The sequence below is a fragment of the Shimia sagamensis genome, from assembly GCF_900182745.1.
GTDB lineage: Bacteria > Pseudomonadota > Alphaproteobacteria > Rhodobacterales > Rhodobacteraceae > Shimia > Shimia sagamensis.
Map to the genome: position 1 here is coordinate 520,605 of NZ_FXTY01000001.1, position 26,937 is coordinate 547,541.

The following is a 26,937-nucleotide window of genomic DNA, read 5'->3' on the forward strand; positions in this document are numbered from 1 at the left end:
ATGCGCTTGCTTGCTTTGACCACCTCACTCCTGCTTGCGCAACCTGCCTGGGCGCTGGATCCCGCCGCGCTGGTGGACACGGCAATTGACGAACACATCTTGCCCGGCTTCACCGCCTTGTCAGAGGCCACCGGCGCGCTCAAAAACACCGCAGCAGAAGACTGCGCCAGCAACTCCTCCGCCCTGCGCGAAGCCTTTCACGAGGGCTTTGACGCTTGGATGGCCGTCAGCCACCTGCGCTTTGGCCCCACCGAAGAGGAAGAGCGCGCCTTCTCCCTCGCCTTCTGGCCTGACACCAAGGGCTTTACACCCAAATCGCTCTCCAAACTGATCACCTCCGAAGACCCCGCCGCATTGGACGCAGAGGCCTTCGCTGAGGTCTCTATCGCCGCGCATGGCTTTTTTGCGCTGGAGTTCCTGCTCTATGATGAGCGCATCCAAACCCTCGGAAGTGACGCCTATCGCTGCACACTGATCCAAGCCGTCACCAACGACATTGACCGCAACGCCAATGCCATTCTGGCGGATTGGCAAAACGGCTATGCTGAACTCATGCGCACCCCGTCAAAAGACGGCCGATACACCACCGATCTCGCCGCCGTGGCTGAACTTTTTAAAACACTCGACACCGGCCTGCAATTTAACGAAGAGGCCCGCCTCGGGCGCCCCTTAGGCACCTTTGACAAACCCCGCCCCCTGCGCGCCGAAACCCGCCGATCGGAGCGCAGCTTGCAAAACATCACCGTGTCGCTGACGTCTTTGGAGCAACTTGCCGCCATCCTCTCCGCACAAACGCCAACCCCGGCCAAATCTCTCAACGGAGCATTTTCGCTGGCCTTGGGACACGCCACAGAGTTGGAAGATGACCCTACCTTTGCTGGCGTCGCCAACATTCAGGGCCGCCTGCGCGTCGAAATCCTACAGCAATACATCGGCAACATCCGCAGCTTTGTCCTGTTAGAACTTGGCCCAGCCCTCGATGTCACCGCTGGCTTCAACGCACTGGACGGCGACTGATGGTCACCCGCCGCCGCATGCTCGCAGGCCTTGCCGCCGCAAGCCTTCTGCCCAGCGCGGGCTGGAGCAGCGTCGGCACACCAGACTATCTCTCCGCCGCCCGCGCGCCCAACGGCAGCTACCTGCTCGCAGGCCTCACAGCCACTGGGGAGATCACCTTCACCATCCCGTTGCCCGCCCGCGGTCACGCTGCTGCTGCACACCCAGTACGGGCTGAGGCGGTTGCTTTCGCCCGCCGTCCCGGCACCTTTGCTTTGGTCATGGACTGCCGCGACGGTACGGTCCTGAAAACGCTCACCGCCCCCGAAGGGCGCCACTTCTACGGCCACGGCGCGTTTTCCGCTGACGGCAGCACGCTTTTCACGTCCGAGAATGACTATGAAGCGGGGGAAGGCATCATCGGCCTCTGGGACGTCACGCAAAACTACACCCGCATCGGTGAGTTTTCCTCCGGTGGCATTGGTCCCCATGACATCAAACTCCTGCCAGACGGCCAATCACTTGTGGTCGCCAACGGCGGCATCGAAACTCACCCCGACATGGGCCGCAGCAAGCTCAACATCCCGGTGATGCAACCCAATCTCAGCTATATCAGTTTGGCCGGAGGAGTCCTGGAACAGGTCGAGTTAACTGCAAGTCTGCACAAAAACTCCATTCGTCACCTCGCCGTGCGTCAGGACGGCACGGTCGCCTTTGCGATGCAATGGCAAGGGTCCAAATCCGAAGCACCGCCGCTTTTGGGGCTGCACCAACGCGGTGAAACTCCGCACCTTCTGTCCGCGCCTGAGGCCGCCCATCGCGCCATGCAGGGCTACGCCGGCAGCGTTGCTTTTGGTGGTGAAGGAATGCTTGTGGCCATCACCTCGCCGCGCGGCAACCAGACACAAGTCTTCTGGATCGACAGACGAGAGTTGCTTGTTTCCCAAACACTAGAAGACGTCTGCGGCATCAGTACTGCGCCAACAGGCTTCTTCCTAACCACAGGCACCGGCCTCGTTGGCCGTTTCAGAGCTAATAAACGCCAGCACCCCTTGCAATGGGACAACCATCTCATCGCAATCACGTCCCAAGCCTGAACGCATTTTCGGCCGCGTATTTTTCAATCTGACAAAAACAAATCCAACACCACCGGAATGGCTTTGAACTCTCTGGACCGGCCCTTTGGTCGCCGCTGCAACGGCTTGGTCGCCCAATCCGCCCACCGAAACCACCGACACCAGCGCTGCGCCAAAGGCCAAATCGCCTGATCTGCAACCGCGCGATAGGCCGCCATCGCGTCTGGCAACACCCCCCGCATTTCCGGGGAATGCGCGGCTACGTTAAACGCAAACACCACCAGATCCCGGGCCTGTCCAACCGGCGTGTTATTCTGATGTTTGTAGCGCTCAAAATCCAAGAGCAGCATCTGCCCATCCACCTGGCACATGTCTTTGGGACTGGGCCGCCCATGGGCAAAGCCCAACTTATGGAAGTTGGCCAACATCACACTGGCATCCAGCAACATCTGATCGCGCTTGGTCGTGTCTTCTTGACGCTCCAGCAACTTGCGCAAATCCAGCCCACAATCCGGCAGCACCAGAAAGTCGTGTCCTTCCGCAACCAATTTTGGCACCGGTGCCATCGCCGCATTCATCTCATGATAGGCCAGCCGCTCCCGCTCAAAAGCTTTGCGCGGATCACCTTTCTGCAACCGGTACCGCAGATCCAGCTGCTCCACCCGCTTGATCCAGAACACGTGATTGTCCACATCAATCCGCTCCACCCGTGGCCCGTCTTGCCGCGCACGGCTTTCAAGCAACTCTCGGAGGTCTTCGCTGACACTTTGGGGGGCTTTGTAGTCCATGGCCGACACTTAGATTGTCACAGCCCCCTCGTAAAGCCACGTACCTCGGTAACCCCCGCCTAAGCAGCCTCGTGCCAGAATACCAACAATCCCCCGCGAAACATTGAAACACGCCGCACAAAGCCGTAAGTGCTTGTCATCAGAGACATAGAGGCACACATGGCAAATTTTCTGTATCAAAACGACCTGCCGGACGACCTGGACCTTGGCCCGATGGTGGCGATTGACTGCGAAACCATGGGGCTGAACCCGCATCGGGATCGGCTCTGTGTGATCCAGATGTCGAGCGGCGACGGCAATGCGCATCTGGTGCAAGTCGCCAAAGGTCAGACCGAGGCGCCCAACCTCTGCAAAATGCTCGAAGACCCAAACGTGCTGAAACTCTTCCACTTTGGGCGCTTTGACATTGCCGCGATGTATCACGCCTTTGGCGCCCTCACTGCCCCGGTTTATTGCACCAAAATTGCCTCCAAACTGGTGCGCACTTACACTGACCGCCACGGCCTGAAAAACCTGCTTCAAGAACTTCTGAGCGTCGATGTCTCCAAGCAGCAGCAGATGAGCGACTGGGGGGCAGAAAAACTGACCGATGCGCAGCTGGACTATGCCGCCTCTGATGTGCTCTATCTGCACGGCTTGCGTGAAAAATTGAACAAACGCCTTGCGCGCGAAGGCCGCACCGAAGTGGCGCAAGCCTGCTTTGATTTCCTGCCAACCCGCGCCAAACTTGATCTGGCCGGCTGGCCGGAACAGGATATCTTTTCGCACTAACGGAGCCGCCCCATGACGGACGCCGACAAGCAGACCTTTCTGGACACCGCCCGCCGTGTGATCTCGATCGAAACCGCCGCCCTAACCGCCCTAGGTGATGGTCTCGGCGCGGAATTTGGCGAGGCGGTTGCGCTGCTTCTGTCCGCCAAAGGCCGGGTGATCATCTCCGGCATGGGCAAATCGGGGCACATCGCCCGCAAAATCGCAGCGACATTTGCCTCCACCGGCACACCGGCGCATTTTGTCCACCCTGCAGAGGCCAGCCACGGCGATCTTGGCATGATGGCCCAAGGTGACGTGGCGCTGGTCTTATCCAACTCCGGCGAAACCCCTGAGCTGGCCGATCTTGTGGCCTACACCCGCCGCTTCAACATACCGCTGATTGGCGTCGCCAGCCGTGCGGACAGCACCTTGATCAAACAAAGTGATGTGGGCCTCATCCTGCCCAAAGCCGAAGAAGCCTGCGGCACCGGCGTTGTGCCCACCACCACCACCACCATGACCCTCGCACTGGGCGATGCCTTGGCCGTGGCGCTTATGGAGCACCGCAAGTTTACGCCGGAAAACTTCCGGGAGTTCCATCCGGGTGGCAAACTGGGCGCTCAACTGTCACGCGTGCGCGATCTGATGCACGTCGGCGAGGCCCTGCCCTTGATCGGCGCAACAACCCCGATGAGCGACGCCTTGTTAGAGATCAGCCAAAAGGGTTTTGGCGTTGTCGGCGTGACCGATGACTCCGGTGCCCTGCTCGGCATTGTCACTGACGGGGATTTGCGCCGTCACATGGACGGCCTACTGGATCGCACCGCTGTCGAGGTCATGACCGCCGCGCCACAAACCATTGCGCCAGGCGCTCTGGCCGAAGAGGCCGTGGCCATTATGAACCAACGCAAGATCACTTGCCTGTTTGTGGCTGATCCGGAGGGCAGCGGAGCGCCCGAAGGCTTGCTGCACATCCACGACTGCCTGCGCGCCGGGCTTGGCTGATCCGGTGGCCCGTCGCCTCACATATTCCAACCTTGTTGCAGCGCTAAAGGTGCTTTTGCCTCTCACCGCGCTTGGCATCTTGTCCACATTGTTTTTGATTTCCAAAAAGGTGGACCTCGAAAGCGCCATTCCTTTCGCCGATGTTGAGCTTGAAAAACGCCTGCGCGATCGTCAAATCACCGCCCCCTATATTTCGGGGCAAACCAGGGACGGGCATGATATCACTCTGACCTCGGCCACCGCCCATCCAGACATCGACGACCCGTCTCGCATCATTGCAGAGCAGGTGGGCGCCCTGATCAGCACCACCGATGGCACAGAAATCACCGTGCGCGCCAAAGCCGGCGAAATGAGCAGCACCTTTAATGAGGTTGAACTGGACGGCAACGTCGAGATTGTGACCTCTGCAGGCTACACGATCACCACCGATACCATGCTGTTTGGTCTGGAAGACGCCCGTGCGGAAACCGCCGGCCATGTGGTTGCGGAAAGCGCTATAGGTACATTGGAAGCGGGTCGCATGGCCCTGCGCCCCTCCGGGGAAAACAATGAAATATATTTGTTTTTCACAAAAGGTGTGCGACTGGTATACACGCCCCAAAATTGAGATGAGGTGACCCTGTGATTTTAATCCGTGCTTTGGCAATTTCCCTTTTGGCGATGGCGCCCATTGCGGGAATGGCACAGGGGTTCCAAGTTGGCTTTGGTCAAATGCAGCAAGACACCGGCCTGCCGGTTGAGGTCACTGCGGAAGCCCTGTCCGTCAATCAATCCGATGGCAGCGCCGTGTTTGAGGGCAAAGTGGACGTGTCCCAGGGCGACATGCGCATGACCGCGGACAAGGTCAACGTACACTACAATCAGGAAACCCAGGCCATTGCGCGCCTTGTGGCCGAAGGCAATGTGCTGCTGGTGCAAGGCCCCGATGCAGCAGAAGCCAATCAAGCGATCTACAGCATCGACGACGGCACCGTCGAAATGACCGGTAACGTCACTGTTGTGCAGTCCAAAACCACCATCACCGCAGACAAGATGCGCCTCAATCTAACCGACAACACCGCGCAGATGACCGGAAACGTAAAAACAGTATTGAAGTCGCAATAGTTATGGCCAAGCCCGATCTTTCCGTCACTCAAGGCAGCTCCGGGCTGCAAGTTCAAAGCCTGCGCAAGGCCTACCGCAAACGTGTGGTGATCCGCGATTTCTCGATGGAGCTGAACCGGGGCGAGGTTGTGGCGTTGCTTGGTCCCAACGGCTCCGGCAAAACCACCACATTCTACGCAGTTGCAGGCCTTTTGGTGCCGGAGGGCGGGCGCGTGTCGATTGACGGACGTGACGTCACGCAATTGCCGATGTACCGCCGCGCCAAACTGGGCATTGGCTACCTTCCGCAGGAAATGTCGATCTTCCGGGGCCTGTCGGTGGAGGACAACATCACCGCGATCCTCGACATCACCCACAAGGACCGCCACAAGCGCCGCGAACGGCTCGAGGAGCTGCTCAGTGAGTTCTCCATCGAACACCTGCGCCGCGCCCCCGCCTTGGCTCTGTCAGGCGGAGAACGCCGCCGTGTCGAAATTGCCCGCTGTCTGGCGGCCGACCCCAAGTACCTTCTGCTCGATGAACCCTTTGCAGGTGTGGACCCGATCTCCGTGGGGGACATTCGTCATCTGGTGGCTGATCTTAAAAAACGCGGCATCGGTGTGTTGATCACCGACCACAACGTCCGCGAGACACTGGAAATTGTCGACCGCGCCTACATTCTGCACGACGGCAAAGTGCTGATGTCTGGCACACCCGAAGAAGTGGTCGAAAACGAAAATGTGCGCCGCGTTTACTTGGGTGAAAACTTCCGTATCTCCTGACCTACGCGCGGAAATACGCACAAACTTGCGCTCGATCATTGACTCTTTCCCGTTGGCCCACTCAAATGGATTCATGACATTTGATCGACTCCCCGCTGTGACCATGGCGGCCTTCTCAAAAAGGCCCGGTCTTGCGCAAGGGTCGACAATGTCGATTTCCAGCATTCGGACCTAACTGATAACGGGCAGCTCAAGCCCGTGGTCCGACATGTCATCGAAAAGGAGACAGGATGCGCTATCAGATTACCGGAAAACACATCGACGTTGGTGATGCTCTGCAAACTCACGTGAAAACGGAGTTGGGCAACGTGCTCGAGAAATACGCGGGCCGCCCCACCGATGCGACCATCACGTTCTCCAAACACGCGCACGAATATGTCTGCGAGGCCACCGTCCATTTGTCCACCGGACTGACCGCCCAGGCCAAAGCACATGAAACTGAAATCTACGCCGCCTTCGACAGCTGTGCGGAAAAAATGGACAAACAGCTGCGCCGCTACAAACGCCGCTTGAAAGATCACCATAAGGAACGACAGGACCCGGTTGAACTTTTCGGCGCTTCCTCGTATATCCTCGCGCCTGAAGCTGAAGAACATGAAGCCGAGCCTGAGCTGCAGCCAGTCATCGTCGCAGAGATGGAAACCAAAATTCCATCCTTGAGCGTTGGCGAGGCCGTAATGCAGATGGAACTTGCGGGATCGCCGGTGCTGGTCTTCAAGAACGAAGGTAAAAACGGATTGAACGTGGTCTATCGCCGTGAAGACGGCAATATTGGCTGGATTGATCCGCAAGCATAAGTGAGTAGGTGCAGAAAGCACCGCTCCGGAGATACAGGCCCTATGGACCTTTCTACGATCCTTAAGCCTGAGGCGGTACGTGTTGTCACAGCCGCCTCAAGCAAAAAACGTTTGTTGCAGGAATTTGGCGATCTTGCGGAGTCAGCCTACGGGCTGAAAGCGCAGGCCGTTGTCGAGGCTCTGATTGAACGTGAATCCTTAGGGCCCACTGGTGTGGGCCATGGGGTGGCATTGCCGCACGCGCGATTCCAAGATCTGCAAAGCGTTGTTGGCGCCTTTATTCTTCTTGAAAAGCCGGTTGATTTCAACGCGGTGGACCGACAACCCATCGACATCGCCTTTGCGCTATTTGCACCAGAAGAGGCCGGAGTCGAACATCTGAAAGCGCTGGCCAAAGTGTCTCGCCACCTGCGCGAAGCGTCGATCTGCGCCAAGCTGCGTGCCAACCCGGACGCCGCCACTCTGTTCACGATCCTGACCGAAGACGACAAAGTTCAGGCCGCCTGACAGCGCTGGCATCAAAAGTTTCTAACGCGCTGCAGCCCTGCTGACGGCGCGTTTTTACTTCCAGGTTTCAAATCCAAACGCGATGTAGTCCCGCTTGTAAATGTCCTGACAGAGCTTCTCGATCTCGTCATCATAGATCGCCTCAAGCGCCACAGGATGACCTAGGTCTACCGCTACAGGGTCCGGCGCATCCATGCGCCCCACCTGCATTGCCAGCGCCGGCAGATAGCTCATCATCTCGTCTTCACGCACAATCATATCCGGCAGCGCCACGTCCGCGAATCCCTGCAACGCAGTGGTCTGACTGGCCCAATGTGCATCTTGCCGAATCCCGGTTTGCCCGGCCAGATTCGCCTTCACAAATCCCAAAAACGCCAAAAATCCGGCTTTGTGGTCCTCCGCCGTATAATCCGCTCCCGGCGGATCTTTGGGCAAAGGCATCTTGTAAACCCGCCGCAGCGTGTTGCGGATTTTCTTATAAACGCCCTGTTCCGCCGCCAGAATGCAGTCACAGAACGCCGCATGCACCCGCACCACCGGGTGACGGATCACCGTAAAACTGCGATGTCCCTTGAGCCCTTTTTTCCATTGCCGCAGGCTCTTCTGGCTGAAGCCGCGGATCAGGCCATCCGGCTCAATCCGGTCAATCTGGGCCATCCATTGCATCACCGTGGCCTGCGGCCCGGACCGCAGCGGCAAAAACAACAAAGGCGCCACTGCACAGGCCACATAACTTGGCACGGCCGCCCCATGGCGTGGCTCAAAGTTTGGCGTGCGGTTGAGGTTGAACCGATCCAACTCAGCCAACGCCAATGTCACGTCGCCAAAATTCGACACCTTCTCCGACAATGGGCTGGGGTTTTGTCGCTTAAGCTTTTGGTTCAGCTCGTCAAGCTCACCTGGATGGCCAATGAATTTTGCCAAACCATTCATCACCTGAATGTCGTGCAAATCCTCGTAGGCAATGTAGAACGCGGTCTGGCCGCTCACCTGCAGGGACCGCATCAACGAGACCTGAAAATCTTGCAATTTTTCCACGTGCCGCCGGAACTCAACCCCGTCAAATTTCACTTTGCTATCGCGCCGCCGCCGCACATCAGTCAGCTTCCACTGCCCGGTGGCCTGCGCGATTTTCCAGCTGACATAGCTGTCCAATGGATTGCGGGTCAGGATGATTTTTGCACAACGGGGATCATCCAGAATTGTGTTCAGTACCCGCGGCTCGTGGTCATGGAAATACCGGAACCCGGAGAGTTCGTCATTGGCCTTCACCGCATCAATCAATATCTGCGGATCATCAGTGCGCTGCTCAAGCGTCACACCCAAACAATCGTCTTTGTTGGGATAGCCCGTGAAATGCGGGTTAAACGCCTCGCCCAGGCAACTCAGCCCTTCAAACCCGTTGATATTGGCTTCCAAAAAATTGGATCCGGTCCGCATTTCGGCAAAGACAACAAAATAATCAAAGGGTTTGGTCATAAGTTATCACTGCACCAAATAGGGTTTGCGCGGCGGCTTCTTCTGATCCACCTCTCCCGGAGATACCGGGAAATCACCCATCAGGTAAGGGTGCATGCCTTGGTTTTTCAGATTCTGTAGGAACTGACCAAAGCCGGTCAAATCGGTCATCTTGGGCACTTCGGACAAACGCCGGGCTTTCTCCGGACCAATTTCATCAATGATGGTCTGCAAAGGCTCCATTGGCGCCTCGATGAACTCAGCCAGCGTCCAAATCCGGACCCGCGCTTTGGCATAAGGACTACGGAGCGCAAACAGTTGGTCATTTTCCAGTTTCTGAAGCCGCGCCGCCTCTTTACGGATGTCAGCAAAGTTCAGGTTTGACTTGAACAGTGGGATCGCCCAGGCGCCACTGATCACCGACACCTGCGCATTGGGGTCTTTGGCAAAAAACCAGACCGGTGCGCCTTCATCCCGTGGGCCAACCTGAAAACATTGGCGCTCACCGCGTGTATTCCAAATCAGGTTGGTCAGAAAGGCAATTGAATTGTAATCTCGGTTTCTTGGCGCATCACTCAGCGCGCCATTGATGACTTTCTGCCGCCCTTCAAACTCGGCCCGTTCCGGTGCAAACAGATGCCCATGCACCCGGGCACCAGTCGCACGCGCCAACCACGGCTCAAAGTCCTCAAACAGCTGCGCAAATCCTTGGAAAATCGAATACCGGCCAAACGTCATCCCATTTTCCCAACCTTCGTTGGGATAGCGGCTCTGCATATAAAGCCCGGTGCGCCCTTTGGTCCGCCGCTCCACGGCCTTGGCAAATATCCGGTCAATCTTCGCCGGATTTGGCTCACTCATCTTGATCGCGCCCTCAGGGCTGCGGAGGAACCCATTGTACAGCTTATGGGCACGCGGCCAAATCTTACGGGCGACAAAACAATCCGACCGCCGCAGCAATTGCAGGTGATCGTCATAAAAAATATGCGGCTTTCCTTGGAAGTCGAATTTGGAAAGCGTCAGCGATCGGCTCTCGATATTGCTCGAATACAGCCGCGACAACGTCTGGAAATAGCTCTCATCCGGGATCCACACCCGCTTGAAATAGCGGTCAAACGTGTCCCGATCTGGATCTTGCAGAATGGCGGACAGTGTCTGCCGTGTCAGGCACCACCACTGACTGCCCATGTGCGGTACAATCCCATTGGGAACTTTACGCTTCACCCGCAGGAACCGCTGAATATCGACCCATTTATCAAACAGAAAACGGTGCTTCTTCCATGAGAACGGGAAGTGCAACGTAAAGCGCTCCGCATCCAGACCGCCAACGGTCCACGGCACATCAGCCGTGGTTGCACTCTCGATAAAGTCGGTACGCGGCCGCGCTTCCAGATAGTCTTTTAACTCCTGCACCGGCCGCAATGGCAGACACGAGCCAGACGACAGGTAGATGTGGCGCACCTCTGGAAACTCGGCAAGCATGGTCTCGCCCGCCGACTGACTGGCGGCCACCAGCCCCCAATCGCCCCACTCACATTTGTGCCGCTTGCTGAACCGCACATCCGGCACATCGTCCAACGCTTTGAGAAACTTTTTGTAGACCTTGGGCTTCACCGACGCATCGACGTGGATCACCACTGGGCAGCCGTACTTGGTCCAATGCCGTGCCACCTGCTCGGCGCGGTCAAACGCCGTGTGCACCAACATGAGAATGCCAACACTCATGCCCAGTTCCCCTTGGACATAAGCCCCAGAATCTCAAGCTGACGCCAATTGATGTATTTTTCGCTCCATTTGCACCACAGCTCAGGACTGTCACGCAACCGCTCGGCATAGGCTTTGTATTCCACGCTGGCCGAATAATGCTGGTTGCGCTCCAACTCCTCGTCCGCCTTGGCTGTGAACGTATCGAGGAATTTGGCATGCAGCAGCAGGCCGGAAGCTTTCTCGCCCCCCCATTCATCAAACACCTGGTTCAAGCCGCGCGGCAGCAGCATATGGGTCGAGCTGGCATAGCAATACCGCCGGTTCCACTTCACCAACGGAATTTTATTCAAGGCTGGGGCCAGTTCCGGCTCATTGGGGAAAAACACCCGTGACCGTGGGCCACCTTGAATCCACAAATTGCCGTATTGCGGATTTTTGGTCATCGTATAGTTGCCCGCGTCAAACCAACAGGCAATGTCCATCGGATCCTGACCAGCCTGGTACGGCTGTTCTGTGATTGGCCCCCGGGGATACATATCCAACAACATCGCACTAAACGATTTGATCGAACTGGCATCCAGCCAATCCGTCAACGCCCGGATCGGCCGCGTGTCACAAAACGGGTAGATAAAGAACTCATCCGGATCGACCACCAAACACCAATGATTGTGGCCATAGCGAAACTGCAGCCAGTTGAGCCAGTCCACGCCAAATTTGGATTTCTTATAGCTCTTGCGCGTGTGCCACACCGACACATCCGGCTGCTCCATCAGATATTCAAGCGAGCCATCGTCGCTGTCATTATCCACGATCAGAAAATGATTGATGCCCTTGTTGCGGTAGTAGTCGAGGAAATAGGGCAGTCGAATATGCTCGTTGCGCAATGTCGAGAACGCCAACAGATCAGACGGTTTGATCTGCGCAGTGCGGTCCGCCATGCTGCGCAACTCGCGTCGCTTTCGGATCGCGCGCACAAGCCGGTGCCGACGTCTGACCCGAAGCCGATATGTTTGAAGCGCGCTCACCCCTGTCCCTCAACCTTTCTTTTTGCGTGAAGGTCCGGTCACAGGGTGTATCACGTGACCCTTAAGACCGTATTGAAATGCGCTTCCCAAGTTTGTGGGGAAAAACGCGGTTTTGATCCTGCTCCGTTCTTCTGGGCAGTTGCCAGAGACCCGATGATTGTTTCCCATTGATAAACATCTGAAACGCTTGCGTAAATGGGATAATCCCCAAGAATTTCCCGCAACACAGGCAATGTGTTAGCCACCACAGGCACCCCCATGGCCGCGGCCTCCACCGGAGGCAAACCAAAGCCTTCTGCATGGCTCGGAAACAAAAGCCCCGCAGCCCCCGCCATGAGGGTTAACAATTCTGCATCATCTAAATCATTAAATTCCAACAGAAAATCACCCCTGAGTGGCGATGATTCGAGGCGTTCAAACACTTCAGCGCTTTCCCAGCCACGCCGCCCCGCGACCGCCAACCTGGGAAGCTCCTCTTGCGAAAGTCGCCCGGCCATGTCTTCCCAAAGGTCGATCAGAAACGGAATGTTTTTGCGTGGCTCAATGGTGCCCAAACACAAAAAATACGGCGCAGGGATTTTTGTCGCACCCCCATTGTTCTCAACTTCGAAAAAATCAACCTCCACACCAAGATGCGCAACCTCAACGTGCGGAATCTGTCCCAACGGCGCCATGTGCCGGGCAATATCACAAGCGGACACATGAGAATTGGTCAGGATCAAATCGGCATGGGTGGCACAACGCTTTAAAATGGCGTCCAGTTTTTGCACCGACTGCGGGGTTTGGTATTGCGGGTGATCCAACGGGATGGTGTCGTGCAGAAACACCGTCACTTTGCCGCCGTTCACCGATTTCACCGCCTGCGCCACCCGCTTGGAAAACGTGGTTTGATCCACGTTGAGATAAACAGTGCCGTTTGGCACATGACGCCGCAGCATCCGCCCCAATCCACGCGGGCGCGTGCGGGCTACAGCCACCTGCCGCGCCATTGTATCCGGCACCCGCCGCGGGCTGTTCACGCGATGACGTATCCGAGAAATGAAATCCGGCATGGGCCAACTGCGCCGCCCTTCAAGCGCATCAAGGCATGTTTGCATGCCAGCCTGATCCAGAAGCACATACCCCAAGCCTGTGCGCACCAACCCAAAACACGGCACTTTGTCTTTCAGAACCGCCCGCAAATAAGCCACACACACCCGATCCACGCCGGAGGGGCGCCGCCCCGCAAGGGCCAGCACGCGCGTCATTTCCAAAAGTCGAGCGGGAGGATTACGTGTTGTAATGCCCGGTCTGATGCCATCTCCATGCATCGGCAATCATCAGGTCCATCTTGGAGCGTTTGGGTTCCCACCCTAGCTCTTTCTCCGCCCGTGTCGAGCCAGAGACCAATTTGGTGCAATCCCCCGGACGCCGGTCACCCTCATTGTAGGGCACCTCTCGATTGGTCACTGCGCGGGAATGGTCAATCACGTCGCGCACGGAAAAGCCTGTCCCGGTGCCCAGGTTAAACACCCGGCTACCGTGCCCCTCCAGTAGACGCTGTAACCCCAACACATGCGCATCAACCAAGTCGCAGACATGCACATAGTCGCGAATACATGTGCCATCCGGCGTGTCGTAATCCGTGCCAAAAATTGTCAGCGCATCACGCTTGCCGTCAATTGCATCCAACATCAGTGGGATCAAATGTGTTTCCGGTTGGTGAAACTCGCCCACCTCAGCTTCTGGATCAGCCCCGGCCACGTTAAAATAGCGAAAGATCACCGATTGAAGCCCGGATGCACCCTCGAAATCCCGCAACATATCTTCAATGGCACGTTTGGAAGCACCGTAGGCGTTGATTGGCAACTGCTCAACGCCTTCGTCCAACGTCACGTTGTCATGATCCCCGTAGGTCGCGCATGTTGACGAGAATACAAAATTCCGCACCCCGGCATCTACTGTCGCCTCAATGAGATTGAGGGACCCCTGCACATTGTTGAACCAGTACTTACCCGGCTCCTTCATGCTTTCGCCTACCTGAGACAGCGCCGCAAAGTGCATCACCGCGATCGGATTGTACTGCGCAAAAACCGCATCCAGCCGCGCACGATCCAGCAGATCCCCCTGCTCAAACGGGCCAAATTTCACGGCGTCCTGCCAACCGGTGCTGAGATTGTCAAAGGTCACTGGCACATAGCCCGCCTTTGCCAAAGCTTTACATGCGTGTGAGCCGATATAGCCCGCGCCACCCGTAACGATTACGTGGTTCACAATCGTAGTCCTTTCAGGAGGCCTTATTCCGCAGCGCGGCGTGCAACCACCAGCTCTTCCAGATACTGGGACAGCTCATCACGCAGATCGTCCCTTTCAAGGGCAAACGCCACCGTGGCCTGCAAGAATCCCGCCTTGGAGCCACAATCATAGCGACGCCCCTGAAAACGGTAACCAAATACGTTTTGACCTTTGGCAATTTCGGTCGCAATGGCATCGGTCAGCTGGATTTCACCACCCGCGCCTTCACCCTGCCCTTTTAGGTTGGTGAAGATGTCTGGCGTCAGAATGTAGCGCCCAATCACAGCCAAGTTGGATGGCTCTGTACCTGGCGCAGGTTTCTCAACCATACCTTTGACCGACACCATGGCACCCATGTCTTCTTTCACATCCAGCACCCCGTAAGACGACGCTTTCGAGGGTGGCACTTCCATTGCCGCAACCATGCAACCGCCAGTTTCCTGATAGGCATCAACCATCTGTTTCAGACAGGACGTTTCTCCCGCAATCACATCATCCGGTAAGATCACCGCAAACGGCTCATCCGCTACCAATCGGCTGGCGCAAGCCACCGCGTGACCAAGCCCCATGGCTTTGTGTTGGCGAATATAGGCGATGGCACCGCTTTCCATGTTGGTCGCTTCCACAGCTTCCAACAGCTCGGTTTTTCCCTTTTCACGCAGCGTCTGTTCCAATTGGGGCGCGCAATCAAAGTAGTCCTCAAGCGCACCTTTGCCGCGCGAGGTCACAAAAATGAACTCCTTGATGCCTGCTTCACGCGCCTCATCAATCGCATATTGAATGAGCGGACGATCCACCAGCGTCATGATTTCTTTCGGGACTGATTTTGTCGCCGGCAAAAACCGGGTCCCCAAACCTGCGACAGGAAAAATAGCCTTGGTTACTTTACGCTGCATAAGTTGCTCTCTCTGGTCACTGCGTCTCGGCGTCACGAACAAGGACACCTGTCAACAAAATATCATTTGGTTTAAGAATTTTGTACTTCAAATTAGTTTCTGCGATATCACGATTTTCCGCCGTTTTCTATACAATCGGCAGCGTCAGTCTGAATCGCAATCATAACGTCTTGTAACGCGCAGATTTTCTGATTGCATCAGTTAAAAACATTGGCAATCGCAAACATTGACCCAATCAAAGCAATCACGGCTTGCGCTGGCTTCACTGCCGATTCACTCGCCACCACAATGTCCGCAGGCTGTACCTGGAAGTTTTTGGCGCCAAACAACTCGTCCGCTTTTGTCAGATCAAACTGAAAAATTACATGGTTCGAGGTTGGTCCGGTGCCATCTTGGCGTACCGCCGATTCGGGGTATTGCCGCAGAATAAACAACGCCTGCGGGTTGGCCCGTGCATCGTTCAAACCACCCAACAGAGAAACCGCCTCCATCGCCGTGATATGTTCCTGGTGGAAATACACCAGTTGCTCTTTTGTGGTCGAGCCGACCGCAATAAAGTAGCGCTCCTCCTCTTCAACAATGAGCTGATCGCCACCTCGCATGATCACGTTTTTGGCGGGATCTTTCAGCAAGCTGTCCAAAGGAATTTCATAAGACTTGCCCTGACGCTGCAAGCGCACGAGTGGGTTATTGATGCTTTCGCTCACCCCTCCGGTTTGCGCGATAACCGACAAAATTGAGACGTTGCGATCAGACAAGGGCAACCGGTTCGGCGACGCCACGCCAGTCACAACATCGACCGAATTGGACGGGCCCGGCGTGACATCAATCTGCACCTGCGCAGAGGGGGCAATCGGCGTCATCTGGCTCTGGATTTTCTCTCGTGCCTGATAGGGAGTCAGCCCCGACACCATGATGTCATTCACGTAGGGCACAAAAATCGTGCCCGCTTCTGTAACCTCTACCGGCCGCAACGGCACAGACCGATCAGCCGGCCCCAACAACAGCGAATTTTCCTGATTGTCCCAAACCGTCAGCGTGACCATATCGCCGGTCTGGATGATCCGGCTTTTGGCGCCTGGGGTCCGCGCAAACCAATGGTAATGACCATGCCAGCCGGTCTCCGGCCATTTTGCGATTTGCGTGACATTCTGACGCGTTACCTCGGTGACCTGGATGTCATCTGGAATTGCGGATTCACCCACAATCTCCGACGCAATCGGTCCCCCGCGAGGCAAAGAGCACGCTGCTACGGTGAGCATGGCAAAAGCCACAACTGCCTTCAAACCCACTCGCCGCATAATTCGCCTCATAAATTTTTCACTCTTTTAGAGCCTGTGCCCGTGCAAAAACAAGCACCCAGAGTTAACTTTTACCGCCGGTGTGTCTCCAAGGACTCCTACGAAGCCCTCATTGGTGCGTTCTTCTACCCCTGAAGCCCATCCTGACCGCCACTTATTTAGGCGCCGGAGATCTAAACGCTGGCAGATGTCGACAGATATGGCAGAAACCAATTCAAATTCTTATCAAACTACATTATAACCAAACAGCGCCTCAGCGTGACGGCGCGCAAAGACACTTAAGACAAATACTCTTTCGGGAAGAACTCCCACATTTTCGAGCAAAGTCTCAAGACGTATTTTTTGACGATCCTATTTGACCCGATTTGTGAGCAAAAATTATGCTTTTCAAAGTTCTATCTAATCTGACCCATTTTCAGAAAGCCTGTGTGCTGCTGAGTGTTGATCTGACTGCAATCACGCTCGCGCTCTGTGTGGCATTCTCTAACACAGCCGAATCGACGCAGTGGATGACCGTGGCGTGGTACCTGCCTGCGGTACTTGTCGCTGGCACATTCGCCCTACACAGTTTTGGCCTGAATCGCGTAAAACTCAACACTTTCGGCATAGACGAAGTTGCCAAAGTGTTCATCGTCGCAGCCGCCCTGTCGGTAACCGGTTACGTCGTCTCTGAAGCCATTGGACCATCCCATCTTCGCCTTAGCACCATGGTAGAATTTGGCGCATTCTTTGCCTTCCTCTCGGTAGGTAGCCGATTTCTGATGCTTCGAATTGTTGAGCGCATTTACGCCACGCAGATGCCGCGCAAACAGGTGTTGATATACGGCGCAGGACAAACCGGACAACAGATGGCCGCCGCCCTCCAAACCGATCACGAGTTTAAGGCCTTCGGCTTTGTTGACGACGACCCGAACTTGCAAAAACTGACAATCTTGGGCCTCAAAGTTCATTCCCCCAAACGCATCGCCTCTATTGTGCGCCGTAACCGCATCGACCGTGTTGTGTTGGCCATGCCCTCCGCCAATCAATCCGTGCGGCTGCGCATCGGCAAACGCCTGTCTGGCCTGGAATGTGAAGTGCTGGCCATGCCGTCGTTTGCCGACATTGTGCTGCGTGGCGAAGAAGTCACTGCGGCAGCGCCAATCAAACTCGACAGCCTACTGGGCCGCGACGCAGTTGAAAGCGAACTACCGCAAACCGAAGGTACCTACCGCGACCACCGCATTCTTGTGACCGGTGCAGGCGGCTCCATTGGTGGCGAGTTGTGCCGTCAAATCGCGCGCTGTCGACCGCAAAATCTGGTGCTGGTCGATCACAGCGAATACGCGCTCTACCGAATTACAAACGAGTTGCGGCAGGAATATCCTGGCCTGCGTATGACCGCGGTTTTGGGCAGCATCGAGCATCCTGAGTTGATGCGCGAAACTCTAATGAATCACCAAATCGAGGTGGTTTTTCACGCAGCGGCTTACAAACACGTCAATATGGTCGAAACCAACGCGTTTGAAGGCGTACGCAACAATGTTATTGGAACCCGCGTGCTGGCCGAAGAAGCCCGTCTTGCCCGCGTCGACAGGTTCATCTTAGTCTCCACCGACAAGGCCGTACGCCCGCAATCCACGATGGGCAGCACCAAACGCATGGCCGAACTGGTGATTCAGGATCTCGCAAAACGCTCTGAGCACACCAAATTTTCCATGGTGCGTTTTGGCAATGTTCTGGGATCTTCCGGCTCGGTAATCCCTCTTTTTCAGAAGCAAATCCGAGACCTTGGCCCAGTCACCGTGACACACCCCGAGGTCACCCGATACTTCATGACCATCGACGAAGCCGTGCGTCTGGTCCTCCTGACCGGTACGTTCTCACGCGGTGGTGATGTTTTTGTGCTGGATATGGGTGCACCGGTTTCCATCTACGAAATGGCCCGCAAAATGATCGAGGCTGCAGGCTACTCAGTCCGGGACGAAGCCAACCCTAGCGGTGACATTCCAATTGCATTCACGGGCTTGCAGGACGGTGAAAAGATGCACGAAGAACTGCTTATCGGCAGCGACATGCTCACCACGCCACATCCAAAAATCATGCGAGCTCAGGAGAAAATGCTGTCTGAGTTGCAAATTGCCAGCGCCCTTCAGGATCTCCGCCGCGCCATTGAGACACGCGACGAAGGCTTGCTCACATCAACTTTGCGCTGCTATGTGGAAACCGAAGAAACCGAGGTTGTGGCCGCACCACTGCCCAAGATCCCGGCGCTCTCTGTAGTGGGCGAATTCTAACGAACGTCACTCCGCGTAATACTCGCGATACCACGCCACAAATTTTGCCACGCCCTCTTCCACGGGTGTTTGTGGGATGGTGCCAGTCAACTGTTCCAGCAGCCGCGCATCCGCCCAGGTCGCCGGCACATCACCGGGCTGCATATCCATGAAGTTCTTCTTGGCCTCTTGGCCCAGCGCGGCTTCAATGGCCTTGATATACGTCATCAACTGTACCGGTTGGCCATTGCCGATATTCACCACGCGCCACGGCGCTACGGCACTCAAACTATCACCGGCCTGCGCCACGTCACGCGCCCCCACCGCTTCTGGTACGGCCTCAATCAGGTTCACAATCCCGGTGACCAGGTCGTCAATGTAGGTGAAATCCCGGCTCATATCTCCGTGATTGTAAATGTCGATTGCGCTGCCTTCCAAGATCGCCTTGGTGAATTTGAACAGTGCCATATCCGGCCGCCCCCACGGCCCATAGACGGTGAAGAACCGGAACATCGTGGTTGGTAGGTGATAAAGATGCGCGTAGGAGTGCGCCATCACCTCATTGGCCTTTTTGGTGGCCGCATAGAACGACATCTGACTGTCAGCCTTATGAGTCTCCGCATAAGGCATCTCGGTGTTAGCGCCATAGGCTGAGCTGGTCGAGGCCAGTAGCATATGCTGTGGCGGATGGGCCCGCGCGGCTTCGAGCAACTCAAACGTGCCAACAAGGTTGGCTTCCACATAGGAGCGCGGCGCATCAATTGAGTAACGCACACCAGCTTGTGCCGCGAGATGGATCACAACGTCTGGCTGATGCTCAGCAAACAGCCCCATCAAAACGCCCTCACCTTCAAGCCGATCTACCACGGCGGTGAACTGCCCACTCTGCTTCAGGATCGCATGCCGCCGCTCTTTGAGCGTCACGTCATAGTAGTCCGTCATCGCGTCCAGCCCGATGACTTTCCAGCCTTCCTGCAACAGGCGCTCTGCGGTGTGAAAGCCAATAAACCCGGCGGTGCCTGTCACCAAAGCGGTGCGGTGTTGGTCCTGCGTCATGTCCTGCTCCGTTTCTGAGCCTGTTGTTTTGTCTGCAATCGTTTGGGTAACAGTGTCTCCGACAAAAGCCGCTGCGCTGCAACCCGTTGAAATTCCTGCCGCAACCGCGCGCCAAAACCGCCAATACGGAACAGGGTTTGCCGACGTTCGGACCGGCCAAACAGCCCCCCGCGTTGCACCCAAAAACCCGCCGGATCAAACCGTACCGAATGAAACAATCCCGTGCGCGAGAAGATAAACACCGATGGAGACTTCCCGTCCTGCACCGCGTCTTTGGCCTCGCGCAAAAGGGTCTTCTTTCGCCAAAAGCGTCCAAAAATCACAACCTGCGGCCCAATCTTCACTTCCAACGGTGCAAAGCCTTCTGCTGCTCGTGTCAGCTCCGGCATCTGACCCAACGCGCGACTTAATCCTTCGGCATAACCCTGCTGCAAACCGCGCATCAGCCGCCTCACATCCCCCGGCATAATGTGTCCCGCCACCATATGGGCGAGTAGCCGTCGCCGTTGCGCCCGACAAAAAGCAGTCCATACTGTGTCGCGCTGCCCGTCCGAACAATGCTTACGCAAAAACACCGCCTTACTTGCGCCAATCTCGCTCAAATCGCGTGGCACCCGCGCCGCTGTGCGCTGCCGGTTCTCGGCATAGCCATGATGCACCTCGGCACGCGGCACGATCGCCGTTTTGTGCCCCGCCGCTGCCAACCGCAGGTTCAGGTCCGTCTCATCCAGATAGTAGTGAAACGCCGGATCAAACCCACCCAGCTCTGCCAACACCTCGCGCCGGAATGCCATATTGGTGCCTTCGGTCTTGATCGCCCGCTGCCCATCCGGCGTCAGCACCACCGGGTCGTCGCCGGTAAACGCCAGAGGCAGACCTGCCCCCGTGCCGTCCACACTCTGCGCCCGCCACTGAAAGCTGATCCCGTTACGACCGCGCACATACCCGCCCGCTGCCGCAACCTCGGGCTTGGCAAAGGGCGCTGCTAAATGATGCAGCCAGCCGGTTTCCGGCACCGCATCATCATCCATAAACGCCACAACTTCGCCCGCCGCATGGGCAATGCCACGATTGCGCGCTGCCGAGATATTGGGCGTTTCGTATTCCACGGTTTTGAGCTGATCGCCAAACGGCAGATCTTTTGCCGCCGCCAGACCCGCAGTGTCAGCCACCACCACAACTTCAAACGCCGGATAGCGCAGTTGTGAAATGCCCACCAAGGCGCGTTTTAGTGCCTCCGGGCGCCGCCGGCTCACCACCACCACGCTGATGGTTGGCTGTCCGGCGGACGGGGTCATGCGGTGCCCATCTGCGCCATCATTGCCTCAATGCGGGGCACATCTTCGGGATTATTTAGCTCCCAGAACTGCCGCCCGCGCGCCTCCACTTCGACACACAGAACCTGCCGCCCATGCTCCATGAAACGCAGCTGCTCCAGCCCTTCCAGCTGCTCCAGCGGACCAGACGCCCAACGCGGATAGGCGCCCAGCGCAGACGGCCGATAGGCATAGACGCCCACATGGTGAAACACCGGCGTTTCGTCTTCATCCGCAAAACTGGCATCGGTAAACGGCACCACTTCTTTGGAGAAATACAGCGCATGATGGTCTTTGGTAAACACTGCCGTGGTGCCGCCAACACGCCCCGCCTTGCGATCTTCCAAAAAGCCGTTAAGCGCGCGCCCGTCGCACCGCAACACAGGTGTTGCCACCTCCGCCATCGGATCGCCTTTGAGGCCTGCAACCAGGTCTTCCACAAACCAAGCCGGAGTCAGCGGTGCATCGCCTTGCAGGTTCACCACAATCTCATAGCCACCGCCCAGCACATCAAACGCCTCGGCACAGCGTTCCGTACCATTGGCGCAATCTGGTGAGGTCATCACCACCTCTGCGCCAAAGGCTTCGCTTGCAGCCTTGATGCGATCGTCATCCGTCGCCACAACCACACGGTCCACACCTTTGACCGCGCTGGCCGCTTCCCAACTGCGCCGGATCAAGCTTTTGACCTCCCCGGTTGCGCCTTTGAGTTCAGCCAGCGGCTTGCCGGGATAGCGTGTGGACGCGTAACGCGCCGGAATGACGATCAATACAGACATCAGGCTTCTTTCAGCTCTACTTTAGGCGCGTAGGCAATGAAGAACGGGTTGGCAAAATCCTCTTTGCCGTACTTCAGGGGCGTGTGGTCATCAAACCGAACAACGTCGCCACCTGCACCCAACAACACCGCATGACCCGCCGCCGTGTCCCACTCCATCGTGCGACCCACACGCGGATACACATCCGCTTCACCTGTGGCCACAAGGCAGAACTTCAGCGAGGACCCCGCGCTCTTCATGTCTTTGACGTTGTATTTGTTGATGTAATCATCGGTCGCCTGATCCCGGTGCGATTTGGACGCCACCACGTAAAGTGCGGCGTTGTCACTGTCCGCCACGTTGATGGCTTTTAGATCACCCACGGTGTCTGGATCAAAGGCACCGGTCTCTTCCACCGCTTGACCATCGGCTTGGGTGAAGAACATTCGGTTCTTCGCCGGTGCGTAGACCACACCACGCTGTGGCACACCTTTTTCCACATAAGCGATGTTCACAGTGAAATCGCCACGGCGGTGAATAAACTCTTTGGTGCCGTCCAGCGGATCAACGATCAGAAATGTATCGCCTTTCGCTGTGTGGCTCTCCGATTGCTCTTCAGTAACCAGCATAACATCCGGGAAGGCCGCGCGCAGACCTGCGGAAATCAGCGCATCTGCCGCCTCATCTGCTGCCGTCACCGGGCTGTCGTCACTTTTGACCTTCACGTCGAAGTCATCCGCTTGATAAATATTCATAATTTCCGCGCCAGCTTCGATCGAAAGCTTACGAATAACTGGAATCAAAGTATCGTAATTCAATGAATTTCTCCTAAAAGGCATTTGTTGTTTATTTCTACCGTGCCCCTTATGCTTGCTGCGTAACAGAACGGCAAGATTTCCCTGTCATCCTAGGGACGCTCCGCAACCGGCACAGGCAATGTTTCAGCAATCCGCACCCAAAACGACCTTCGCTTCGGCGCTCAACATCGCCGAGCTGATCTACCACGCCATTGTCCGCAGCGTGCGCAAAAGCCATGGCAACGCGCTGATGTCGATAGCGATGAACATGTTGCAAACTGTGATTTTCGTGATGGCCTTCTACGTCATGTTCTCGGTGCTGGGCCTGCGCGGCGCGGCCCTGCGCGGCGACTTTCTGATCTATATTATGTCCGGCGTTTTCCTGTTTATGACCCACACCAAAACCATGGGATCTGTGGTTGGCTCTGAAGGCCCCTCTTCGCCGATGATGAAACACGCGCCGATGAACACCATCATCGCAATTTTATCTGCAGCACTCGGCACCTTGTATATTCAGGTGCTGTCCTTGGCCGCGATCCTGTTTGTCTATCACGTGGCCTTCATGCCGTTTGAGATCGACCAGCCCATTCCAACCTTCGGCATGTTGTTGGTGGCGTGGTTCACTGGCTTGGCCATTGGCACGGTGTTTCTGGCGCTGAAACCTTGGTTCCCGACCTTTGTCGGCATCGCCAACACTGTCTACGCCCGTGCCAATATGATTGCCTCTGGCAAAATGTTTGTCGCCAACACACTGCCGCCTTTTATGCTGGCTATGTTTGATTGGAACCCGCTGTTTCACTGTATTGACCAAGCCCGCGGTTTTGCCTTCATCAACTATTTCCCGCGCAATTCCTCTATCGAGTATCCGATCATCGTGGGCGTTGTGTTGTTGATGGTGGGCCTCATGGGCGAATTCTACACCCGCAAACACGCGTCTCTTTCCTGGAGCGCGCGCCGGTGATCCGCTGGTTGGCCCTCCTCCTCTTGTGGCCCGTCACGCTTTTGGCTGATCCATTCCCTGCGCTCTATGACGTCACCGGCGTTGCCAATGATGACGTACTCAACATCCGTGAAGAGCCCAGCGTAAACACACCAGTTATTGCAGAACTGGCCTTCAACGCCCGCAACATTGAGGTCGTAGGCCTGTCTGAGGACGCCCGTTGGGGGTTGGTGAATGCGATGGAAACCAGCGGTTGGGTGGCACTGCGCTATCTGATGCCTGTCCCTGGTGATCATTGGGCGCACCCTGGCGCAAAACTCAGATGTGGTGGAACCGAGCCATTTTGGAATTTTTCTGTCAACGACAACACCTCGGGCCAAGCTGTTTTTGAGGCTTTGGCCCTAGACGAGACACTCACCTATTCCATCAAATGGCAATCCGGCCAAACTGCCCGTCCCGATCTGGCTATTGGCCTTGGCGGTTCTGGCCCGGAGGGGAATTTCTCTGCGGTGATACGGCGCGAGGCCTGCCATGACGGCATGTCAGACCGCAACTTTGGACTGGATATCGATCTGTTTTTTCACAATGGCGGCGAAGCGTCAGGCTACGAAGGGTGCTGCTCGGTAGTACCTTAAGCCTGCACCACCCGCAGTGTGATGTTGATCCGTCCGCCATCCGGCAAAAGTGACGAACTGCCAAACCGGATGCGATCCACGCCGTGATAGGCCAGTCGCGCGTCACCGCCCATCACCACCACATCTCCCGAGCTGAGCCAGACCGACTGCGTTTTGCCTCCTCGCTCAACACCTCCCATGCGAAACAACCCATCATCCCCAAGACTCACCGACACAACGGGATAGGTAAAATCGCCCTCGTCATTGTCCTGATGCAGCCCCATGCGGGCCTCTTCGCCGTAGAAATTGATCAGGCAGCAATCCGGCTTGCGCTCCAAACCGGTAAGATCCTGCCAAAGATCCAGCATCCGCGCCGGAATCGCGGGCCATGCCATGCCATCCGGATGAAAGGGCTCATACCGATACCCACGTCTGTCGCTGATCCAACCAACCCGCCCCGCACTGGTCATCTGCACACTCATCTGTTTGCCACTGCGCGTGACCGGGCGCCGCATCGGGGCAGCCTGCGCCACAGCCCGCAAATCCGCGACCATCGCTGCCTGCTCAGCTGCATTCAATTGTTCTTTGAAAATCTTAAAACCGGCAATTTTTAAGGGTTCGGTCACTTTTCACCGCCTCATATCTAAAATGCAGCATAATTTGTAGCGAATCCGACACAATCCCCCAATTGAGACGCTTGCAGCATAAATTCATGCTCCCTATATACGCTCCGAAGCGCATGCCGGCACACCGTCGGAATGCAACTGGATCGAGGCTTGGATGCCACAACGGGTCCGACCTTGAAAATCGCCTTACGTGAAAGGGATCAAATATGAGCAAAGTTATTGGTATCGATCTCGGTACAACAAACTCCTGCGTGGCCATCATGGATGGTTCCCAGCCAAAAGTGATCGAAAACGCCGAAGGTGCGCGCACCACGCCGTCCATCGTCGCGTTCACTGACGACGAGCGCCTTGTTGGCCAGCCGGCCAAACGCCAGGCTGTTACCAACCCGGAAAACACCGTGTTTGGTGTGAAACGCCTGATCGGCCGTCGCCGTGATGACGCCGCGCTTGCCAAAGACCTGAAGAACATGCCGTTCTCCGTGATCAACGGCGGCAACGGCGACGCATGGGTCGAAGCCAAGGGTGAGAAATACTCCCCATCGCAACTCTCCGCTTTCATTCTTGGTAAGATGAAAGAAACCGCTGAGTCCTACCTCGGCGAAGACGTGACCCAAGCGGTCATCACCGTACCAGCCTACTTCAACGACGCTCAGCGCCAGGCCACCAAAGACGCCGGCAAAATCGCTGGCCTCGAAGTGCTGCGCATCATCAACGAGCCAACCGCAGCCGCTCTGGCCTACGGTCTGGACAAAGAAGAAACCCAAACCATCGCGGTCTATGACCTCGGCGGCGGTACCTTCGACGTGACCATTCTGGAAATCGACGACGGCCTGTTTGAAGTGAAGTCCACCAACGGTGACACCTTCCTCGGTGGTGAAGACTTCGACATGCGCATCGTGAACTACCTCGCAGAGCAGTTCAAAAAAGAGCACAACGTTGATCTGACCAAAGACAAAATGGCCCTGCAGCGTCTGAAAGAAGCTGCTGAAAAAGCCAAGATCGAGCTGTCCTCCGCCAGCCAGACCGAGATCAACCAGCCGTTTATCTCCATGGATCCGGCCACCGGCACACCGCTGCACATGGTCATCAAACTGACCCGTGCGAAGCTGGAAAGCCTGGTCAACGACTTGATCAAAGCGTCGCTGAAGCCCTGTGCTGCCGCTCTGAAAGACGCTGGTCTCTCCGCAAACGAGATCGACGAAGTTGTGCTCGTGGGTGGTATGACCCGCATGCCAAAAGTCATCGCGGAAGTGACCAAGTTCTTCGGCAAGGAGCCACACAAAGGTGTGAACCCTGACGAAGTGGTTGCCATGGGCGCCGCCATTCAGGCCGGCGTTCTGCAGGGTGACGTAAAAGACGTGGTTCTGCTGGACGTGACCCCACTGTCTCTGGGTATCGAAACCCTCGGCGGCGTGTTCACCCGTCTGATCGACCGCAACACCACGATCCCGACCAAAAAGTCTCAGGTGTTCTCCACCGCCGAAGACAACCAGAACGCCGTAACCATCCGCGTGTTCCAGGGTGAGCGCGAAATGGCAGCGGACAACAAGATCCTCGGCCAGTTCAACCTCGAAGACATCCCGCCTGCCCCACGTGGCATGCCTCAGATCGAAGTGACCTTTGACATCGACGCCAACGGCATCGTGTCTGTGGGCGCGGCTGACAAAGGCACCGGCAAAGAGCAGAAGATCACCATCCAGGCATCTGGTGGCCTGTCTGACGCGGACATCGAAAAGATGGTTCAGGACGCCGAAGACAACGCCGAAGCGGACAAAGAGCGTCGCGAGATGATCGAAGCCCGCAACCAGGCCGAAAGCCTCGTGCACGACACCGAGAAGCAGGTGGCTGAGCATGGCGACAAAGTGGATCCCTCCACTGTTGAAGCCATCGAGCTGGCTGTGGCCGCGCTGCGAGACGAGCTGGAAAATGAAGAGGTCACAGCTGAGAAGCTGAAAGCCGGCATCCAGAACGTCATGGAAGTGGCCATGCGTCTGGGCGAAGCGATCTACAAGAACGCTCAGGAAGACGCCGGCGAAGAGGCCCCTGACATGGATGCAGGTCCGGCCGCCGACGACGATATCGTTGACGCCGACTTCGAAGACCTGGATGACAAACAGCGCTAATCAC

Annotated in this window: 26 protein-coding genes; 13 read left to right on the forward strand and 13 right to left on the reverse strand. The window is 56.5% G+C overall.

The window, feature by feature from the left end:
* Complete coding sequence (locus tag QOL67_RS02395; RefSeq protein ID WP_283424339.1) at nt 1-1,017, forward strand: imelysin family protein; 1,017 nt, start codon at nt 1-3, stop codon at nt 1,015-1,017.
* On the forward strand, nt 1,017-2,093 hold the full coding sequence (locus tag QOL67_RS02400) for a DUF1513 domain-containing protein (RefSeq protein WP_283424340.1): 1,077 nt from the start codon (nt 1,017-1,019) through the stop codon (nt 2,091-2,093). The genes QOL67_RS02395 and QOL67_RS02400 overlap by 1 nt, the downstream gene beginning before the upstream one ends.
* A 23-nt stretch (nt 2,094-2,116) precedes the next feature.
* Here the strand turns inward: QOL67_RS02400 and QOL67_RS02405 are convergent, their stop codons facing one another.
* Complete coding sequence (locus tag QOL67_RS02405) at nt 2,117-2,860, reverse strand: BUD32 family EKC/KEOPS complex subunit (protein ID WP_283424341.1); 744 nt, start codon at nt 2,858-2,860, stop codon at nt 2,117-2,119.
* Nucleotides 2,861-3,019: 159 nt separating this feature from the next.
* Between QOL67_RS02405 and QOL67_RS02410 the strand changes: the two genes are divergently transcribed.
* The 7 genes from QOL67_RS02410 to QOL67_RS02440 all read left to right on the forward strand — a co-directional run bounded on the left by QOL67_RS02410 (nt 3,020) and on the right by QOL67_RS02440 (nt 7,787).
* Entirely contained in the window at nt 3,020-3,631 is a 612-nt protein-coding gene (locus QOL67_RS02410; protein ID WP_283424342.1) for a ribonuclease D, read from the forward strand.
* 12 nt (nt 3,632-3,643) lie between these two features.
* Nucleotides 3,644-4,618: a KpsF/GutQ family sugar-phosphate isomerase gene (locus tag QOL67_RS02415; protein WP_283424343.1), complete on the forward strand. Its 975-nt coding sequence runs from the start codon at nt 3,644-3,646 to the stop codon at nt 4,616-4,618.
* Nucleotides 4,611-5,225, forward strand: coding sequence for an LPS export ABC transporter periplasmic protein LptC (gene lptC / locus QOL67_RS02420; protein WP_283424344.1), 615 nt, complete (start codon nt 4,611-4,613; stop codon nt 5,223-5,225). Before QOL67_RS02415 ends, lptC begins: the two co-directional genes overlap by 8 nt.
* 14 nt (nt 5,226-5,239) lie before the next feature.
* Nucleotides 5,240-5,722 carry a lipopolysaccharide transport periplasmic protein LptA gene (lptA, locus tag QOL67_RS02425; protein ID WP_283424345.1) on the forward strand — a complete coding sequence of 161 codons (483 nt, stop codon included), beginning with the start codon at nt 5,240-5,242 and terminating at the stop codon, nt 5,720-5,722.
* Nucleotides 5,723-5,724: 2 nt separating this feature from the next.
* Entirely contained in the window at nt 5,725-6,483 is a 759-nt protein-coding gene (gene lptB, locus QOL67_RS02430) for an LPS export ABC transporter ATP-binding protein (protein ID WP_283424346.1), read from the forward strand.
* A gap of 230 nt (nt 6,484-6,713) precedes the next feature.
* Nucleotides 6,714-7,280, forward strand: coding sequence for a ribosome hibernation-promoting factor, HPF/YfiA family (gene hpf / locus QOL67_RS02435; RefSeq protein WP_283424347.1), 567 nt, complete (start codon nt 6,714-6,716; stop codon nt 7,278-7,280).
* A gap of 42 nt (nt 7,281-7,322) precedes the next feature.
* Complete coding sequence (locus tag QOL67_RS02440; protein WP_283424348.1) at nt 7,323-7,787, forward strand: PTS sugar transporter subunit IIA; 465 nt, start codon at nt 7,323-7,325, stop codon at nt 7,785-7,787.
* Nucleotides 7,788-7,841: 54 nt separating this feature from the next.
* Here QOL67_RS02440 and QOL67_RS02445 read toward each other — a convergent pair whose 3' ends face one another.
* The 7 genes from QOL67_RS02445 to QOL67_RS02475 all read right to left on the reverse strand — a co-directional run bounded on the left by QOL67_RS02445 (nt 7,842) and on the right by QOL67_RS02475 (nt 16,448).
* A complete protein-coding gene (locus tag QOL67_RS02445; RefSeq protein ID WP_283424349.1) occupies nt 7,842-9,266 on the reverse strand; it encodes a sulfotransferase family 2 domain-containing protein in 1,425 nt (474 codons plus the stop codon).
* A gap of 6 nt (nt 9,267-9,272) precedes the next feature.
* Nucleotides 9,273-10,970: a DUF5927 domain-containing protein gene (locus QOL67_RS02450; protein ID WP_283424350.1), complete on the reverse strand. Its 1,698-nt coding sequence runs from the start codon at nt 10,968-10,970 to the stop codon at nt 9,273-9,275.
* Nucleotides 10,967-11,977, reverse strand: a complete 1,011-nt coding sequence (locus QOL67_RS02455; RefSeq protein WP_283424351.1) for a glycosyltransferase family 2 protein — start codon at nt 11,975-11,977, stop codon at nt 10,967-10,969. The genes QOL67_RS02450 and QOL67_RS02455 overlap by 4 nt, the downstream gene beginning before the upstream one ends.
* A gap of 50 nt (nt 11,978-12,027) precedes the next feature.
* Complete coding sequence (locus QOL67_RS02460) at nt 12,028-13,224, reverse strand: glycosyltransferase family 4 protein (RefSeq protein WP_283424352.1); 1,197 nt, start codon at nt 13,222-13,224, stop codon at nt 12,028-12,030.
* A gap of 22 nt (nt 13,225-13,246) precedes the next feature.
* Nucleotides 13,247-14,230, reverse strand: a complete 984-nt coding sequence (gene galE / locus QOL67_RS02465; protein WP_283424353.1) for a UDP-glucose 4-epimerase GalE — start codon at nt 14,228-14,230, stop codon at nt 13,247-13,249.
* A gap of 23 nt (nt 14,231-14,253) precedes the next feature.
* Nucleotides 14,254-15,147 (reverse strand): UTP--glucose-1-phosphate uridylyltransferase GalU, encoded by an 894-nt coding sequence (gene galU, locus QOL67_RS02470; protein ID WP_283424354.1) that lies wholly within the window; start codon nt 15,145-15,147, stop codon nt 14,254-14,256.
* A gap of 197 nt (nt 15,148-15,344) precedes the next feature.
* A complete protein-coding gene (locus QOL67_RS02475) occupies nt 15,345-16,448 on the reverse strand; it encodes a polysaccharide biosynthesis/export family protein (protein WP_283424355.1) in 1,104 nt (367 codons plus the stop codon).
* 380 nt (nt 16,449-16,828) lie between these two features.
* On the opposite strand from QOL67_RS02475, the gene QOL67_RS02480 reads away from it, so the two are divergent.
* Nucleotides 16,829-18,724, forward strand: a complete 1,896-nt coding sequence (locus QOL67_RS02480) for a polysaccharide biosynthesis protein (RefSeq protein ID WP_283424356.1) — start codon at nt 16,829-16,831, stop codon at nt 18,722-18,724.
* A 6-nt stretch (nt 18,725-18,730) separates the two neighbouring features.
* Here the strand turns inward: QOL67_RS02480 and QOL67_RS02485 are convergent, their stop codons facing one another.
* Genes QOL67_RS02485 through cysQ form a run of 4 tightly spaced genes read right to left on the reverse strand, consistent with a single transcriptional unit; the run spans nt 18,731 to nt 22,651 of the window.
* A complete protein-coding gene (locus QOL67_RS02485) occupies nt 18,731-19,759 on the reverse strand; it encodes an NAD-dependent epimerase/dehydratase family protein (RefSeq protein ID WP_283424357.1) in 1,029 nt (342 codons plus the stop codon).
* Entirely contained in the window at nt 19,756-21,057 is a 1,302-nt protein-coding gene (locus tag QOL67_RS02490) for a glycosyltransferase family 2 protein (protein WP_283424358.1), read from the reverse strand. The genes QOL67_RS02485 and QOL67_RS02490 overlap by 4 nt, the downstream gene beginning before the upstream one ends.
* Nucleotides 21,054-21,854 (reverse strand): 3-deoxy-manno-octulosonate cytidylyltransferase, encoded by an 801-nt coding sequence (locus tag QOL67_RS02495; RefSeq protein WP_283424359.1) that lies wholly within the window; start codon nt 21,852-21,854, stop codon nt 21,054-21,056. Before QOL67_RS02495 ends, QOL67_RS02490 begins: the two co-directional genes overlap by 4 nt.
* The gene (gene cysQ, locus QOL67_RS02500; RefSeq protein ID WP_283424360.1) at nt 21,854-22,651 is read right to left on the reverse strand and encodes a 3'(2'),5'-bisphosphate nucleotidase CysQ; all 798 of its coding nucleotides are present in this window, start codon (nt 22,649-22,651) and stop codon (nt 21,854-21,856) included. Before cysQ ends, QOL67_RS02495 begins: the two co-directional genes overlap by 1 nt.
* A 118-nt stretch (nt 22,652-22,769) precedes the next feature.
* On the opposite strand from cysQ, the gene QOL67_RS02505 reads away from it, so the two are divergent.
* The gene (locus tag QOL67_RS02505; RefSeq protein WP_283424361.1) at nt 22,770-23,591 is read left to right on the forward strand and encodes an ABC transporter permease; all 822 of its coding nucleotides are present in this window, start codon (nt 22,770-22,772) and stop codon (nt 23,589-23,591) included.
* Nucleotides 23,588-24,205 carry a hypothetical protein gene (locus tag QOL67_RS02510; RefSeq protein ID WP_283424362.1) on the forward strand — a complete coding sequence of 206 codons (618 nt, stop codon included), beginning with the start codon at nt 23,588-23,590 and terminating at the stop codon, nt 24,203-24,205. Before QOL67_RS02505 ends, QOL67_RS02510 begins: the two co-directional genes overlap by 4 nt.
* Here QOL67_RS02510 and QOL67_RS02515 read toward each other — a convergent pair.
* Complete coding sequence (locus QOL67_RS02515; protein WP_283424363.1) at nt 24,202-24,810, reverse strand: alpha-ketoglutarate-dependent dioxygenase AlkB family protein; 609 nt, start codon at nt 24,808-24,810, stop codon at nt 24,202-24,204. The genes QOL67_RS02510 and QOL67_RS02515 overlap by 4 nt on opposite strands.
* A 206-nt stretch (nt 24,811-25,016) precedes the next feature.
* Between QOL67_RS02515 and dnaK the strand changes: the two genes are divergently transcribed.
* Nucleotides 25,017-26,933 (forward strand): molecular chaperone DnaK, encoded by a 1,917-nt coding sequence (gene dnaK / locus QOL67_RS02520; RefSeq protein ID WP_283424364.1) that lies wholly within the window; start codon nt 25,017-25,019, stop codon nt 26,931-26,933.
* Nucleotides 26,934-26,937 lie beyond the last annotated feature (4 nt).